General features: G+C 66.3%; 13 protein-coding genes. 7 read left to right on the top strand and 6 right to left on the bottom strand.

Translation table 11 applies throughout. From position 1 onward, the window contains the following. Positions 1-267: 267 nt before the first annotated feature. Together CV770_RS22240 and CV770_RS22235 are read right to left on the bottom strand one after the other, a co-directional pair. Entirely contained in the window at positions 268-2220 is a 1953-nt protein-coding gene (locus CV770_RS22240; RefSeq protein ID WP_104463878.1) for an SGNH/GDSL hydrolase family protein, read from the bottom strand. Between the two features lie 86 nt (positions 2221-2306). Continuing rightward, on the bottom strand, positions 2307-3389 hold the full coding sequence (locus CV770_RS22235) for a lysylphosphatidylglycerol synthase transmembrane domain-containing protein (RefSeq protein ID WP_104463856.1): 1083 nt from the start codon (positions 3387-3389) through the stop codon (positions 2307-2309). A gap of 430 nt (positions 3390-3819) precedes the next feature. Between CV770_RS22235 and CV770_RS22230 the strand changes: the two genes are divergently transcribed. The 3 genes from CV770_RS22230 (at position 3820) to CV770_RS22220 (ending at position 8584) form a co-directional block, all read left to right on the top strand. Continuing rightward, positions 3820-4326, top strand: coding sequence for a YciE/YciF ferroxidase family protein (locus tag CV770_RS22230; protein ID WP_091958911.1), 507 nt, complete (start codon positions 3820-3822; stop codon positions 4324-4326). A gap of 336 nt (positions 4327-4662) precedes the next feature. Further along, complete coding sequence (locus CV770_RS22225; RefSeq protein WP_104463855.1) at positions 4663-6072, top strand: MFS transporter; 1410 nt, start codon at positions 4663-4665, stop codon at positions 6070-6072. Positions 6073-6184: 112 nt separating this feature from the next. Next, positions 6185-8584: an EAL domain-containing protein gene (locus CV770_RS22220; RefSeq protein ID WP_104463854.1), complete on the top strand. Its 2400-nt coding sequence runs from the start codon at positions 6185-6187 to the stop codon at positions 8582-8584. Positions 8585-8607: 23 nt separating this feature from the next. Here the strand turns inward: CV770_RS22220 and CV770_RS22215 are convergent, their stop codons facing one another. Further along, positions 8608-9081: a hypothetical protein gene (locus CV770_RS22215; RefSeq protein WP_104463853.1), complete on the bottom strand. Its 474-nt coding sequence runs from the start codon at positions 9079-9081 to the stop codon at positions 8608-8610. Positions 9082-9174: 93 nt separating this feature from the next. Between CV770_RS22215 and CV770_RS22210 the strand changes: the two genes are divergently transcribed. Then, positions 9175-9762 carry a hypothetical protein gene (locus CV770_RS22210; protein ID WP_104463852.1) on the top strand — a complete coding sequence of 196 codons (588 nt, stop codon included), beginning with the start codon at positions 9175-9177 and terminating at the stop codon, positions 9760-9762. A gap of 8 nt (positions 9763-9770) precedes the next feature. Here the strand turns inward: CV770_RS22210 and CV770_RS22205 are convergent, their stop codons facing one another. Next, on the bottom strand, positions 9771-11114 hold the full coding sequence (locus tag CV770_RS22205; RefSeq protein ID WP_091958895.1) for an aminotransferase-like domain-containing protein: 1344 nt from the start codon (positions 11112-11114) through the stop codon (positions 9771-9773). A gap of 187 nt (positions 11115-11301) precedes the next feature. Here CV770_RS22205 and CV770_RS22200 point away from each other — a divergent pair, with 187 nt between their 5' ends. Further along, a complete protein-coding gene (locus CV770_RS22200; protein ID WP_104463851.1) occupies positions 11302-11538 on the top strand; it encodes a DUF1127 domain-containing protein in 237 nt (78 codons plus the stop codon). A 952-nt stretch (positions 11539-12490) separates the two neighbouring features. Here the strand turns inward: CV770_RS22200 and CV770_RS22185 are convergent. After that, entirely contained in the window at positions 12491-12916 is a 426-nt protein-coding gene (locus tag CV770_RS22185) for a universal stress protein (protein ID WP_026201824.1), read from the bottom strand. 47 nt (positions 12917-12963) lie between these two features. Next, positions 12964-13500 (bottom strand): SixA phosphatase family protein, encoded by a 537-nt coding sequence (locus CV770_RS22180; RefSeq protein WP_104463850.1) that lies wholly within the window; start codon positions 13498-13500, stop codon positions 12964-12966. A 91-nt stretch (positions 13501-13591) separates the two neighbouring features. On the opposite strand from CV770_RS22180, the gene CV770_RS22175 reads away from it, so the two are divergent. Then, entirely contained in the window at positions 13592-15061 is a 1470-nt protein-coding gene (locus CV770_RS22175; protein ID WP_104463849.1) for an NAD(P)/FAD-dependent oxidoreductase, read from the top strand. Between the two features lie 84 nt (positions 15062-15145). Next, positions 15146-15658 (top strand): peptide-methionine (R)-S-oxide reductase MsrB, encoded by a 513-nt coding sequence (gene msrB, locus CV770_RS22170; RefSeq protein ID WP_104463848.1) that lies wholly within the window; start codon positions 15146-15148, stop codon positions 15656-15658. Positions 15659-15910: the final 252 nt, after the last annotated feature.

Below are 15910 nucleotides of genomic sequence, written 5' to 3'. Positions count from 1 at the left end.
GTGAATGTGCGAGTGATGGTGATGTGCGAATTGCGCCAAGTGCTCCGCCGTCATTCCCCGCGAAGGCGGGGAATCCAGTACGCCGCAGCCTCTCGATTCAAGACTGCCGTCGCGGCGTACTGGATCGCCCGATCAAGCCGGACGACGACACCGAGTGCGAGGACGTTGCGCGTAGCCCGCATGATCGAAGCGATATGCGGGGAGAGTGGCCCCGGATGTCGCTGCGCTCATCCGGGCTAGGACTCGCAAAACGGGTCTTCGCGCGCGCTACTGCTTTGCGCTCGGTAACAGCTGCGGCAGAAATCCGCGCGTGACGCCCGGTGGCACTGCGTCCAGTCCAAGCACCGCGCTCGCGGCCGGCAGCGCCGCATCCGCCATCGCCGCATGTCCTTCCGCGCTCGGATGCACCGCGCCGCCATAGACGGCGGAAAGCACGCCCCAGGTCGCGTCGTGAATGTCGGTCGGCTGGCTCGCCGCCGGCAATCCCTGCGGATAGGTCATCGCGGCAAAATAGCTGTCATTGGCGTCACGGATCCAGCGCGCGCGGGGCAAATAGGCGCGGTATTCCGAGGCGCCGCGGCCGCACAGCATCGGCTGGCTCGCCGCGCTCACGATATCAGCATTGAAGCTCTGGCCGTTCTCCGCAAAGCAGCTGCGGTCGAATTCAGGGTCGTTGCCCGAATGGGCGCAGAAGCCGTGATCGGCAAACGCCGCCTGATGCGCATCGACGAAAGTCATGCGGTCGGCTTCGGGGTCTCGGCACAGCGCGCCGCGGGTGCAGGTGGCGAGCCCCTTCAGCTGCGGCAAGAACTCGGTATCGACGAAGGTCGAGACGCGGGCGAGGCGCTGCGGATCTGCGTTGAAGGCCGGATGGATGTCGAAGCCGGCCCGGCCGCCGCGGCAGGGCACGCCGCCGTCGGCGAGCGCGGGGTTGGCGTAGGAGACATAGACGACATGCGAGAGGTCGCCGCCGACCAGCGGCTTGAGCGCCTCGCGCAGCTTGACGAAATTCTGCGGCAGTTCGCGCGCCAGCGCATCGCGGGAATCGTCGACACTCGCCATCACGCCGGAGCGGCGGAATAGCGCCCGCTCGGTCGCGGTCTCGACGATCACGTCGGCGACGAGACCGGAGAAGTAGACGTCGTTGGCGCCGACCGAGAGCAGCACGAGATCGAGCGTGCGGTCGGGCTGGCGTTTCTTCGCCGCGGTCAGCGCCTCGCGCAACTCGGCGACTTGCGCGTTCACGCTGGTGTTGCAGACACCGGTCTTGCCGGGCGGGCATTCGCGGGCGCGCTGCGAGCCGAGCAGCCCGTCGCCGATGCTGGCACCGGTGCAGGCGAGCGGCAGGTAGGTCACTGCGATGTGGGTGTAGCGCACCGCGAGTGCGAGGGCGGTGCGCGTCTGGTAGCTGTAGAGCGAGCGGTGGCAGGGCGAGTTGAACCAGAGCGCGCTGTAGCGCTGCCAGTTGGCGAGCGTGTCCGGCGCCTCGCAGGCGCGGCCGCCCTTGAAGCCGTGGCGGCTCGGCCGGTAGTACTGCGCGCCGGCGGTGCCCAGATAGGAGCGGAAACAAAATCCTTCGTCCGACAGCGCCAGCGGCCGGTCCGGATTGCCCTCGCCGGAGGCGATGCTGTCCCCGAGGCCGGCGACGAAGATGTCGCGGACCTGGATCTCGGTCTGGACGCGCTGGGTCGGATCGGAGCCGGAGGAGACGTCGACGGTCGCGACCGTCTGCTTGCCGTAGCGGACGCGCAAATTGATCGGCTCGGCGCAGTCGAAGGTCGATTGTTGCGGCCCGTCGCCGTCATCGAACGACCAGGCGCAGGTGGCGCCGACCGGCACCGCGCCAACGAGACGGACGGTGACGGGGTGATCGATCGGGGTGAGGTAGTTTTCCTTGGTGTTGTCGCGGGTGCAGGGCTGGTTGACCCGGCCCTGGAGGTCGATGCAGAGCCGATTGACCATGTTGCGCGCCCAGCCGCGGCCCTCGCTCTGGAGCTCCAGCGATTGCTCGGCGGCCAGGATGCTGCGGTTGCGGGCGTTCTCGACATGGAGCAGGAAGTCGCGCTCCTCGCGGAACAGCCGGAAGCGGTTACGCACCTCCCAATTGATCTGCAGGGCGCCGGCGTCCTGAGCGCTCGCGCTCTCGGGCGGCATGGCCGTCAGAATCCCGGCAAGCAACAGGGCGCCTGCGGTGAGGGTACGAAGGAATAGTGGGATCATGGCCCGCGTCTTCAACGGCAAAGTTGAGGCGGAAATAAGAGAGCATTGCTCTGCCGCTCGCAACCCCTCCGGGTCCAGATCGCGGCCTACCGCTTGTTGGCCTGCCGCAGTATCCGCTCGCGCTCCATCGGCGTCACCTGCTTGGGCAGATTGGCCTGCGCGCAAGCCTCCGCCAGCCGCCGCCGCTCCTGCCAGGGCTCGACCACGTTCATCCAGAGCTCGCGCGTGCCCATGATCGAGATGGCAAGGCCGAACGGGATCACGAAATAGAGAAGGCGGAACACCAGCAGCGTCGCCAGGAGCTGCTCGCGGCCGAATTCGGGCAGTGCCAGCAGCATGGCGGCATCGAACACGCCGATCGAGCCGGGGGCGTGGCTGGCAAAGCCGAGCAGCGTCGCCAGGATGAACACCACGGCCAGCGACATGAAGTCGATCGGCGGATTGGCCGGCATCAGCAGGTACATCGCCGTGGCGCAGAAGCCGAGATCGACCACCCCGATCAGGATCTGGACCAGCGTTAGCGGCGCCGACGGCAGCACCACCTTCCAGCCCTTCTGGCCGAGCTCGCGCCGCTTCTCGCCCATGCAGAGCCAGACCAGATAGGCGCCGATCGAGGCGAGGCCGCCGAGCGCGATCAGCCGGTTGATCGAGGAGGGGAGCTGGTCCATCGAGGACGCCGCATCCGGATGGATCGCCATGCCGATCGAGAGCACGAAGATGTTACCGAGCCAGAAGGTCAGGCCCGACAGGAAGCAGATCTTGGCGACGTCGATCGCGTTCAGCCCGTAGTCCGAATAGATCCGGAAGCGGATCGCGCCGCCGGTGAAGACCGTGGCGCCGATGTTGTGGCCGATCGAATAGGACGTGAAGCTGGAGAGCGCCGCAATGCCGTACGGCACATGCTTCTTGCCGATCGTTCGCAGTGCAAAAAAATCGTAGAAGGTCAGCGTACAGAACGCAAAGAACACGCAGATCGCCGCCAGCCCGATGCTCCCGCGGGGAATCTCGGTTAACGCAGTCAGGATGACCCCGGTATCGATGCCCTTGAGGGTCCGCACCAGCGAGGTGATCGCGAAGGCGATAATGAACACGCTCGCGGCTACTCCGAGCCGTCGCCAGCCGATCCATCTCGTGAAGCCGCGTTTCAGCGCGGGCAGCAGTCCGTGCATTCATCCTCCCGGCGGGGGGCAAGACCGACCAGGCCAGACATTGGCCAGTCGGGTACGATCACGGCCAAAAGCAGGCATCGATCGCTGGGCATGATCCAGCTCATTTAAGGCAAAAACACCGGCTTGTGCAGCCCTTGACAACAATAGGTTCTGCGCCGGACCGGTCACTTTTGTCATACGCGGTTCACATCGGCGGCGCGTTAAGCATATGAGTCGTGAAACCGGCTCGGCCCCGCGCGTTTCGTAATGCCGACATGATTTCAGATGCCGGCGCCGTCCGCATTGTTCCAGCGCAAGCCATCCGGGTCTTTTTGGAACGTCGATGCCGCGTGCTCGTTGGGCCCCATCAGCAACCGAACATGGCGGAATAAGCGGCTTTTCGTGCAAGCCGCGGCCTTCGTGTTCCACAAAACCGAAAGAGGATGGAACGATGGGACTGTTCACAAAAGACATCAAAACCATGAACGATCTGTTCGTGCACCAGCTCCAGGACATCTATTACGCCGAGCAGCAGCTGACCAAGGCGCTGCCGAAGATGGCCAGTAAGGCCACCGATCCGCAGCTGAAGCAGGGCTTTTTGACGCACCTCGAGGAAACCAAGCAGCACGTCGCGCGGCTCGAAGAGGTGTTCAAGATGCACGGCGTCCCCGTGAAGGCGGTCGACTGTCCGGCGATCGACGGCATCATCGAGGAGGCTGACGAGACCGCCGGCGAAGTCGCCGACAAGGCGGTGCTCGATGCCGCCCTGATCAACGCGGCGCAGGCCGCCGAACATTACGAGATCGTACGCTACGGCAGCCTGATCGCCTGGGCCAAGCAGCTCGGCCGCAACGACTGCGCCACCGTGCTCGCCAAGACGCTGGAGGAGGAGAAGGCGACCGACAAGAAGTTGACCACACTCGCCGAGAGCAAGGTGAATCTGCGCGCGGCGAGCTGACGCAACTCTGCTCTTCCTTTGGGAGCGATTTCGCCGATGGCCATCCTTCGAGACGCCCGCCGTTGGCGGGCCCTCAGGATGAGGACCGCGTGCGGCACTCGTTTCAACGAGCACCGATGCTGCTTAGCCTCATCCTGAGGAGACCGCGAAGCGGTCGTCTCGAAGGACGAGGCGCGCGGTCAGGCCGTGCAAAGCGCCATATGTGATTGCCCTGCCCGCAAGGGGAGAGGGTCAAGTGCACCACGCCAAATCGCCGCATCCATTCTTCGGTCATTATCGAAACATGCTGGCGCGCCGATCGCCTATATTCCGCATGGGGCTGCAACCGAGGGCAGCATGCGAGCGAGCACCATCAAATTTGAAACTTCACACGCCGCCGCCGGCGCGTCGCGTGCCGGTTCGCGTCTTGCGACCTCGCTCACGCTCGCCGCGATGAGCCTCGGCTACGGCGTGGTGCAGCTCGACGTCACCATCGTCAACACCGCACTCGATGCGATGGGCAAGACGCTCGGCGGCGGTGTCGCCGAGCTGCAATGGGTGGTCAGCGCCTACACCATCGCGTTTGCCGCCTTCATCCTGACCGCAGGCGCGCTCGGCGACCGCATCGGCGCCAAGCGCGTCTTCATGGCAGGGTTCGCCATCTTCACCGCGGCCTCGCTCGCCTGCGCGCTGTCGCCCAATGCACCCGTGCTGATCGCAGCGCGGCTGGTGCAGGGGCTTGCGGCGGCGATCCTGGTGCCGAATTCCCTCGCGCTGCTCAATCATGCCTATCCGGACGAGCGAGCGCGCGGCCGTGCCGTCGCGGTCTGGGCCGCCGGCGCGAGCCTTGCGCTCACCGCGGGGCCCTTTGTCGGCGGCGCGCTGATTACGCTGGTCGGCTGGCGTGCGATCTTTCTGGTCAATCTGCCGATCGGGCTCGCCGGCCTGTGGCTGAGCTGGCGCTACGCCAGCGAAACCACGCGGGCTCGCTCGCGCGAGATCGATCTGCCCGGCCAGCTTGCCGCGATCGGTGCGCTGGGAGCGCTGGCCGGCGCGATCATCGAAGGCGGTGCGCTCGGGTGGAATCATCCCGCCGTGATCGCAGCCTTCGTCGGGGCCGCCACTTTCGCCGCCCTCTTCATATGGCGCGAGAGCCGCGCGGCGCAACCGATGCTGCCGCTGTCGCTGTTCGGCCAGAGGCTGTTCGCGCTGACCTCGCTGGTCGGCCTGCTCGTCAACATCGCGATCTACGGCCTCATCTTCGTGCTCAGCCTGTATTTCCAGCGGATCAACGGGCTGTCGGCGTGGTGGACCGGGCTCGCCTTCGTGCCGATGATGGCGGCGGTGCTGCCGGTCAATCTGCTGGCGCCGCACCTCGCCGAGCGCATCGGCCCGTGCCCGACCATCGTGGTCGGTGCCTGCGTGTCGGCGCTCGGCTGTCTCGGCCTGCTGTGGATCGCGGCTGACACGAGCTATTGGATGATCTGCGCGCAGATGATCGCGATCAGCGGCGGACTTGGGCTGCTGGTTCCGCCGCTGACCTCGACCTTGCTGGGCAGCGTCGACAAGGCGCGCTCCGGCATCGCGGCGGGCGTCCTGAACGCGACGCGGCAGACCGGCAGCGTCCTCGGCGTCGCGCTGTTCGGCTCGCTGGTGGCCGCCGAGGGGGCGTTCATGGCGGGGCTGCATTTGTCGTTGGTCGTGTCCGCATCCGTCCTGCTGCTCGCTGCCGTCGTGATCGGCCTCGGTGCGCCGGCGCGAGGATGAACAATCCGAGTGAATGGGCACATCTTCCGTTCACCATTGCCGCAACAGGCGCGTAGCCAGTTACCACCTGTCCACCTCTGTTGGTTCAACTGCGGGTCCATAGGGGCCCGCGATGTATCAAGTTCTCTACTGTCTCACCGAAGAGCACGATTGGCGGCTCGTCGCGCTTGGCGGCGCGGTGTGTCTGCTCGCCAGCGCGGCGGCGATCAGCCTGTTTCACCGGGCGCGCGCGACGCACGGTGTCGGACGCCTGGCCTGGCTCGGCCTGGACGCCGCCGTCAGCGGCTGCGGCATCTGGGCGACGCATTTCATCGCGATGCTCGCCTACGGGCCGGGCGGCGCCGGCGCCTACAACATCCCGGTGACGATCCTGTCGTTGATCTTTGCGATCTCCGTGACCTTCGTGGGGCTGAGCATCGCCGTATCGTCCTTGCGGGCGGGGTGGATCGTCCTCGGCGGCGCCATCGTCGGCACCGGGGTCGCGGCGATGCACTACACCGGCATGGCGGCGCTGGAGCTACCGGCGCGCGTGGACTGGATCGGAAGCACGGTCGCAGCCTCGGTGCTGTCAGGAATCGTCTTTGCGGCACTTGCACTGTTCGTGGCCGCGCGGCGCGACGACCTCTTCCATGCGCTGATGGCGACGGTGCTGCTGACGATCGCCATCGTCGCGCATCATTTCACCGCCATGGGCGCGGTGCTGCTGACACCTGATCCGACGCTCGCGATCGGGGGCCTGTCGATCCCGCCGGCCTCGCTGTCCTTCCTCACGGCCAGCGCCGCGGTAGCGATCATCGCGATCGCGCTCGTGGCTGCGTTGCTCGACCGCCGCGCTAAGGGCGAACTCGGCGCCCAGCAGATGGTGCTGGATACGGCGCTCGAGAACATGTCGCAGGGTCTGTGCATGTTCGATGCCGACGGCAAGATCATGCTGTTCAACGAGCGTTATGCGGCCATGCTTCGTCGCACCGACGTCGCGCTGATCGGCCGCCTGCTGGTCGACGTGCTCAGGGAAGAGCAAGCCAAGGGCCAGTGGCAGGGCGATGCGGATCAATTCTTCGCCCGCCTCGTGGCCGACGCGCGCGAGGGGCGCACTACGACCGACATCGTCAGCCGGTTCGGCCGCTCCATCCGTGTCGTCAACCAGCCGATGCAGGGTGGCGGCTGGGTTGCGACCTTCGAGGACATCACCGAATGGCTCGAAGCGCAGGCCAAGATCTCGCACATGGCGCGCCATGACGCGCTGACCAGCCTGCCGAACCGCGTGCTGTTCCACGAGCAGCTCGAGCAGGGACTGCGGCGCACCAGGTCGGGCGATCAGCTCGCGGTGCTTTGTCTCGATCTCGATCACTTCAAGGACATCAACGACTCGCTCGGTCATCCCATCGGCGATGCGCTGCTGAAGGAGGTCGGCCGCAGGCTGACGGCCGCCGTCGGCGAGAGCGACACGGTGGCGCGACTGGGCGGCGACGAGTTCGCCGTGGTCCAGATCGGTCGTTCCGAGGAAACCGCTGCGAGATCGCTCGCCGGCCGCCTCGTCGAGGTCATCTCGGCGCCCTACGAGATCGACGACCATCAGATCGTGATCGGCGTCTCGATCGGCATCTCGCTGTCGCCGCAGGACGGCAGCGATCCGAGCGAATTGTTGAAGAACGCCGACCTCGCGCTCTACCGCGCCAAGGCGGATGGCCGCGGCACCTATCGCTTCTTCGAGACCGGCATGGATGCACGCGCGCAGGCGCGGCGCCTCCTGGAAATGGACCTGCGCGCGGCGGTGCAGCGCGACGAGTTCGAGGCGTATTACCAGCCGATCCGCGACGTCGCCAGCGGCCGCGTCGTCGCCTTCGAGGCGCTGCTGCGCTGGAACCATCCGCAGCGCGGCCTGATCGCACCCATCGACTTCATCCCGCTGGCCGAGGAGACCGGTCTGATCGTCCAGCTCGGTGAATTCGTGCTGCGCTCCGCCTGCATCGATGCGGCAACCTGGCCAGACGATGTCGACCTCGCCGTCAATTTGTCGCCGGTGCAGTTCAAGAATCCGAACCTGATCGCATCCGTGATCGCGGCGCTGGCTGCCTCGGGACTCGACGCGCGCCGTCTCGAGCTCGAGATCACCGAATCCGTGCTGCTGCAGAACAGCGAGGCGACGCTGACCACGCTGCATGAGCTGCGCGCCATGGGCGTGCGCATCTCGCTGGACGATTTCGGCACCGGCTATTCGTCGCTGAGCTATCTGCGCAGCTTTCCGTTCGACAAGATCAAGATCGACCGCTCCTTCGTGTCGGAGCTGGCGACGCGCGAGGATTCCATGGCGATCATCCGCGCCGTGACCGGTCTCGGCCGCAGCCTCGGCATCGTCACCACCGCGGAAGGCGTCGAGAACGACACGCAGCTCGAGCTGCTCAGGCGCGAGGGCTGCACCCAGGCGCAGGGCTATCTGTTCAGCAAGCCGCGGCCGGCCTCCGACGTGGCGGTGATGCTCAACCGCCCGCGGCTGCTTGCGTCGGCTTGAGGACCCTATTGTTTGAGCATGATCTATTTGGAAAACCGCTTCGCACTTTTCCGGATCACGCTCCAGCCGCGGCGCAGCGCGAAATGGGCGCCGCAACATGCCATGACGGCGCCGAGGCACAGCGCGGCGAGCCCGGCCAGCACGCCCGAGACGGTCGGGATCGGGCTCGGCGCCGAGGCCACCTGGCCCGCACCCGCGAGCAGCAGCACGCCAACCGCGATCAGGAACTGCCGCATCCGTTGCGGGATCTGGCCGGAGACCGCGCTCTGCATCAACGTCGCCGTGAAATAGCCGCCGGAGAAGCCGACGGTCGCGATCAGCCACCACGCGATCGCCGCGCCGGCGGGTATGAACTCATGCGTGTCGGAGCGCCAGAGACCGCCGAGGTCGAGCCCGTAGCGCGCGCCCAGCATGTGCACCGCGAGCGCGAGTAGCACGCCTGATATCACGGCGGCGCCGAGAATCAGGCGGCGCGGAAAAAAGGTCGTCTCAGCCATGCCTCGCTTGTAGGATGGGCGAGGCCGATCGCGCAAGCGGGTCGCGGGCGGGATGGCGCGGACGGGATTGCGCAGACGGGATTGATTGTCGGGATGCAGGGGTCGGAAGCTGAGACCACGCCGGTCACGAGCTATGCGTACAAGGCGTCGCTGATCGGCTCGGCGCATCGCTTCGAGCTGACGGAGCAGGGGCTGTCCTGGCACATCGGCGGCCGCACCTCGCTGTGGCCTTATGACGAGATCAGCGCGATCCGGCTGTCGTTCCGCCCGGTGTCGATGCAGCAGCACCGCTTTCGCGCCGATGTCACTCACAGCAGCGGCCGCCGCATCGCGATCCTGTCGACGAGCTGGCAGACGGCGGCACTGATGGCGCCGCAGGACAATGGCTTTCGCGCGTTCATCCTTGCGCTGCACGAGCGGATGGCGAAGGCGGGCAGCCGCGCGGTGCTGACGGCGGGGCTCGGCCGCACGGCCTATGCGGCGGTGCTGGCGTTCCTGGCGGTGCTGACGGTGGCGATGGCGGGCCTGTTAATCCGCGCCCTGGTGAGCGGCGAGTTCGCCGGCGCGCTGTTCATCCTCGGCTTTGCCGCACTGTTCGCCTGGCAGGTCGGCGGCTTCGTCCGGCGCAACCAGCCGCAGAGCTATCGCTTCGATCAGGTGCCGAAGGCCTTGCTGCCTTAGACCGATCGCTACTCGGTCGAGTCGAAATCCTCTTCCTTGGTGCCGAGCAGCGACACGATCGTGCGCAGGCCGGAATCGAGCTGCTCGAAGGTGGGCGGGGCGAGCGCGAGCCGCACCGCGTTCGGTGCATGGCCGTGGGCGATCGCGAAGGTGGAGGACGGCGTCAGCGCGATGCCGCGCCGGGCCGCAGCCGCGACGAAGGTCTGCGAGCGCCAGTGCGACGGCAGCGTCAGCCAGAGATGGTAGGAGCGCGGATCGGCGGCGTGCTGGTAGCCCGCGAGCAGCCTTGCCGCGGTCTGCTGTCGCCGCACGGCGTCGATGCGCTTCAGCCGTGTCAGCTCGGCGACGGTGCCGTCGGCCATCAGCCGCTGGCCGGCCGCCAGCGCGTGGCCCGAGGCGATCCAGCCGCCGGTGCGGACCGCGCTCATCACGCTTTCGCGCAAATGCGGCGGCGCCACGAGGATGCCGAGCGCAAGGCCCGGCGCGACCTTCTTGGACAGGCTGTCGAGCACGATGCAACGGTCCGGGCCGAGCGCAGCCAGCGGCGTGTCGTCGGCGAGGAAGCCGTAGACGGCGTCCTCGATGATGGTGAGGTCGAGCTTTTCGGCGACGCGCATGATGTCGGCGCGCCGCGTCGCATTCATGGTGACGCCGAGCGGGTTCTGGATGATGGGCTGGAGATACAGCGCCGACAGGTGCGCCTCGCGATGCGCTTTCTGGATCGCATCGGGACGCGCGCCGAATTCGTCCATGGGAATCGGGACCAGCGTAATGCCGAGCCGCGCCGCGATGCTCTTGACGTAAGGGTAGGTCAGCGCCTCGACGCCGCAGCGGCCGCCGGTGGGGACGAGCGCCGCGAGCGCGGCGGCGAGCGATTGCTTGCCGTTGGCGGTGAAGACGATCTGCTCGGCCTGCGGCGCGAAATCCTTGCGCGCGAGATAGGCGGCGGCAGCGTTGCGCGCGCTCTTGGTGCCGGTGCTGGTCGAGACGCGCAGCGCGGATTCGAGCGCGTCGACGCGCTCCAGCCCTGCGAGGCTCTTGGCGATCATCGCCCATTGCTGCGGCAATAGCGGATAATTGACCTCGAAATCGATCCGCGCATCGCGCGGCTCGCTCAACGCCTCGACCTCGCGCCTGATGTCGCCGGAGATGAAGGTGCCGCGGCCGACCTCGCCGACGACGAGCCCACGCCGGAGCAACTCCGTATAAACCCGGCTCGCCGTCGAGACTGCGATGCCGCGGTCATAGGCAAAATTGCGCTGCGGCGGCAGCCGATCGCCGGGCCTTAACGTGCCGTTAGAGATATCCGAGGCAATGGCATCGGCAAGCTTCACGTACTCGAACTTTGACATTATTGCACCGAGAGCAATGTTTTACTTGCTCCGAGAAGTGTACTGGAGCATTTAAGTTCCATCAAGTTCCACGATTGAGCCGAGGAGAGCGAGAGCAATCCGACGGCAAATGAGGTGCAGGCGCCCACAAGCGTCGGCGCCAACGGCACCTGCTTCGCCGCGCGGGACAACAGGCCGGAGAAGAAACATGACCACGATCTCGCAAACTGCCGGGCGGAGTTTACGCCCATCCTCAACGAGCGGATTTTTTGCAACGCTCGCCCAAGGCGCCTATGCGCTGTTCAACCGCCTCGAGCGACGCTCGGCGGTCAAGACCTTGAACGAACTCGACGACCGCGCCCTGCGCGACATCGGGATCACGCGCAGCCAGATCGAGGACGCCGTCTACGGGCAGGTCAAGGCCGAGCTGACGCGGTATCTGTAAGCCTCTCGTGTCCCGGACGCGCCGCAACGCGCAAGCGTTGCTGCTGCAGAGCCGGGACCCAGAGGGCCACAACGCGTGCTGCCACATGGGCCCCGGCTCTGCAGCGCACCGCTGAAGAAGCGCTGCGCAGCGTCCGGGGCACGAGACCTTTGTTCAACGACAGACATAGTTCGTCAGCCTCGCGGCGCATTTCGCCCGAGCTTTGCTTCGTCGCTTCGCCCCCATAGTTGAAAGAGGGCGCAGGGAAGACCGGGAGCCCGCTGGCACCCGAGGTCCACTGTGCGAAATTGGAGTAAGAAGTTTGCACAGCGGCATACAGGTGTAGCCAGGACATCCCGGCCTTCCCTGCGCAGTGGTTTTACGGCTTATGTCGTGCTCTCCCCGGGGAGCGATGCACTATTGCCCCCGTCGCCTTGCGGTTGGCTGATGCGCGTGCCCGGTTGGGCCGCCACATCACCGCAACACTTGACGCACAGACCCCGGGCGCCAGGACCACACGATTTTGCCGTACGCTAGAATCACACCGGTCGTGTGCGCGACGCTTTCGCTCACGGCTCTCCGCCCTGCGATTGCTGTTCGCGCCGATGTGACCCACGTCCACCGCCGCCCAGCCCGCGTTCGTGACGATCGCGATACGCCCCTCTTCCTTGGGCCGGGTTGAGGCGACACATACGCCGTTTCCGAATTTCGGTAAAGTGGAATATTTTCGGCGATGCGGATTGACCGACCAATTGGGTGTTTTGCCCGTCGGGCAACGCAAGGGATTGTAGAAACGCAAGGGATTGTAGACGAGTAGGGTGGGTTAGCCCCGGGCTGCGCGAAGCGCAGTCCCCAGGCGTAACCCACCTCTTCTGCCTCCGCGGATATTAAAGTGGTGGGTTACGCCGAGCGGTCAGCGCTTCGCGCAGTCCGCACGGCTAACCCACCCTAGGAGACCGGGTTATGACGATCCTTAATGCCTCACCACCAGCACCGAGCACTTCGCGTAGCGCACCACATGCCCCGCGTTGGAGCCGAGGAAATAGGTGCGCATCGCCGGCCGGTGCGAGGTCATCACGATCAGATCGGCCTTCATGTGCACGGCTTCCTCCAGGATCTCGTGATAGATGCCGCCCTGGCGCACCACGCTGGAGATGCGGGAAGCCTCGATGCCGGATTCGCGTGCGACGATGGCGAGGGCTTCTTCCGAGGTCTGGCGCTGCTGCTCGTCGAAATCGGCCGGCACGTATTCGGCCAGCATCACCGGCGTCATCGGCAGCACGTTGAGCAGCCGCACCTGGCCGCTCCAGGTCTGCGACAGCGTTGCCGCGGTCGCGATCGCCGGCTTGGCGAGGTCGGTGTCGGCGAGGTCGATGGGCACGAGGATGGACTTGAACATCTGCGCCTCCAAATCTTCCAGTCAGCACGTTTTGCCGGCCGTCGCGATCATCCCGATCGAAGCAGCTTGGGGCTGGTGAACCGCACCAGCTTGCCGCGGCGGTAGGCCACGTCACCCCAATCCTTGACGGCAAAGTCGAAGATCGCAAGCCCCGCGGTGGGCAGGTTGTCGGCGAGCGCCCTGGCGCCATCAGGATCGCCGCCGTCCATCAGCATCAAGGCGGCCTCGTGCATGCCGGGATTATGGGCGACCAGCAGCAATTGCTTCGGGTCGGCGGGGGCGGTTGCGGTGCGAATGGAGTCCAGGATCTGCGCGGGATCGGCGCCGTAGAGTTCGGGCAGGATCTCGACCTGCGGCGTCGGGACGCGGTCCTTCATCGCCTCCCAGGCAATGTCCCAGGTCTGCCGGGCCCGGACGGCGTGCGACACCAGCACGGCCTCGGGGAAGGGCGGATGGGCGGCGATCCAGTCGCCGATCCGGGCGGCATCCTTGTGGCCGCGATCGTCGAGCCGTCGGTCCTGGTCACGGCCGCTCGGCGCGTCGGTCTCGGTTTTGGCGTGACGCAGCAGCATCAAACGGCGCATGGCATTCTCGAATCGTTACGGTCGCGGATAATGTACAGACGCGGGTGAGGACAAGGTGACAAGCGCCCGCTCAGTCCTCTAAGAAAACGGCATGAGCGAGACTTTCACAAGCATGTCCCAGGAAGAAGCCGGCTTTCGCGACCGTGTGCGGCTGTCGTTCGATCTCGACGCCGACATCTGCGTCATCGGGGCCGGGCTTGCCGGGCTTTCCATCGCGCTGGAGGCCGCCCGGCTCGGGGCCAGCGTCGCGGTGCTCGAGGGCCGTCATATCGGCTGGAACGCTTCCGGCAACCAGCTCGGCACCGTGCTGCCGGGCTTTGCACTGCCGCTCACCGACCTGATCGAGCGCATCGGCTTCGAGGACGCGCGCGAATTGTGGACGCTGTCGAAGGAGGGCGCCGAGTTCGTCCGCGCCAATGCCACGGAAGAGAACATGCCGGGGATCGCCCCGAGCAACGGGGTGCTCGAGGTCTCCAACGTCGACGCCGGCGACCGACTGATCAGCCGGTTGCAGATGCTGAACGAGGATTTCGACACCGAGGTCGAGGGCTGGCAGGTCGATCGCGTCCGCGAGGTGCTCAAGACCGATCGCTACTTCCACGGCGTGTATTATCCCAAAGGATTCCAGGTCGACGGCCGCAAATATGTGCACGGCCTCGCGGCGCTGGCGCGGCGGGCAGGCGCCCGCATCTTCGAGGACACGCCGGTCGTCAGCATCGATCATTCCGGCATCCGCAAACGCATCGTCACGCCCTCGGCGCGTATGCGCGCAACCCACATTGTGCTTGCCGGCAACATCCATCTCGGCGCGCCCTTGCGACGGCTGTCGGAGACGCTGCTGCCGGTCTGGCGCTATGCCGGCATCACCGCGCCGCTCGGCGAGCGCGTGCACGAGATCATCGCCTTCAAGGGAGCGGTGATGGATTCCGACGGGGTCGACCATTTCCGCATCGTCGAGGGTGACCGGTTGCTGTGGGAGAGCCCGGAGACCACCTGGGCCGCGCGGCCGCAGCGCTTTGCAGGCAGCATCAGGCGGCGGATCCGCACGATCTTTCCGGAGCTCGGCAATGTCGAGATCAGCGAAATGTTCGGCGGCGCCACCGGCCAGACCGTGCACGGCATGCCGCAGATCGGCCAATTGCGCAAAGGCCTGTGGGTGGCGAGCGGGTTCGGCCGCCAGGGCATGAACATTTCGGCCATGGCCGGGCAGATGATCGCCCGCAGCATCCTGTGGGGCGATGAGCGGTGGAAGCTGTTCTCGCCGTTCGAGCTGGTCTGGGCGGGCGGCGCCACCGGGCGGGTCGCGGGCCAGTTGGTCGGGATCTGGGGCAGGGCGAGTTCCGCCGCCGCGGGTTCGCTCGCCCGCTACCGCGAACGTGCCAGGGTCAAGGACCGGCAGCGCGAGGCGCGTCTGGCCGAAGCCAATCGGGCCGCCGGCACCGGTCCGCGCCGTCCACCGGCCGGCGTCCGGCAGCGGCCGGCTCCGCCGCCGAAACCCGCGGTCCGGGAGGCAGAGCGGGCCGTGGAACCGGCCTCGCAAGATGGCGTCACCTCCCAATAAGTTGAGAGAAATTCCGCCCGTCAGTGTAACGTTGGCCGACAGAGCCCGTATCTCAGGGCGTGGAGCTCCCGCACGGAGAATGAGATGTTTGACCGCCGCATCCTGTTGACGACTGCCGCCGGCCTGTTCGGCCTTGGGGCCTTCCGCTGGCTGAGAGGAACGCCTGCCGAGGCTGGCGAGAAAGTCGCGGAAAAGTTCGAGATCACGAAGACCGAGGCTGAATGGCGCGCCCAGCTCACGCCGCAGCAATATGAGATCCTGCGCAACCACGGCACCGAGCGGCCCGGCTCCAGCCCGTTGCTGAAGGAGCACCGCAAGGGCGTCTTCGCCTGCGCCGGCTGCGACCTGCCGCTGTTTGCCTCCGAGACCAAATTCGAGAGCGGCACCGGCTGGCCGAGCTTCTATCAGCCGATCGAGGGCAATGTCGGCAAGACCGAGGATCGCGCCTACGGCATGGTGCGCACCGAGGTGCATTGCCGGCGCTGCGGCGGCCACCTCGGCCATGTCTTCGACGACGGTCCGAAGCCGACCGGATTGCGCTATTGCATTGACGGTTTCGGGCTGGTCTTCCGCCCGGCGGCGGCGTCCGCGACGTAGTGAGTTGAAGTGTCATTTCGGGGCGGTCCGCAGGACCGAACCCGGAATCTCGAACTTCCGGATTCGGTCCTGCGGACCGCTCCGGAATGACCCCATCTCCCGGCAATTGTTGCCGGTCCCGGCAAATGTGCCCCGGTCGTCGGGCCGGGGCTTTTTCATTAAGTCATTGATTTCCTGAGCATACGCGCATTGGCATAGCCCTTGCGACTGTCTCCTCCGACTGCGGCCATGTCGACCCGCCGCCGAGATCGG

Source organism: Bradyrhizobium sp. AC87j1, from assembly GCF_002936975.1.
GTDB lineage: Bacteria > Pseudomonadota > Alphaproteobacteria > Rhizobiales > Xanthobacteraceae > Bradyrhizobium > Bradyrhizobium shewense.
This window is presented reverse-complemented; position numbering and strand designations above follow the sequence as displayed.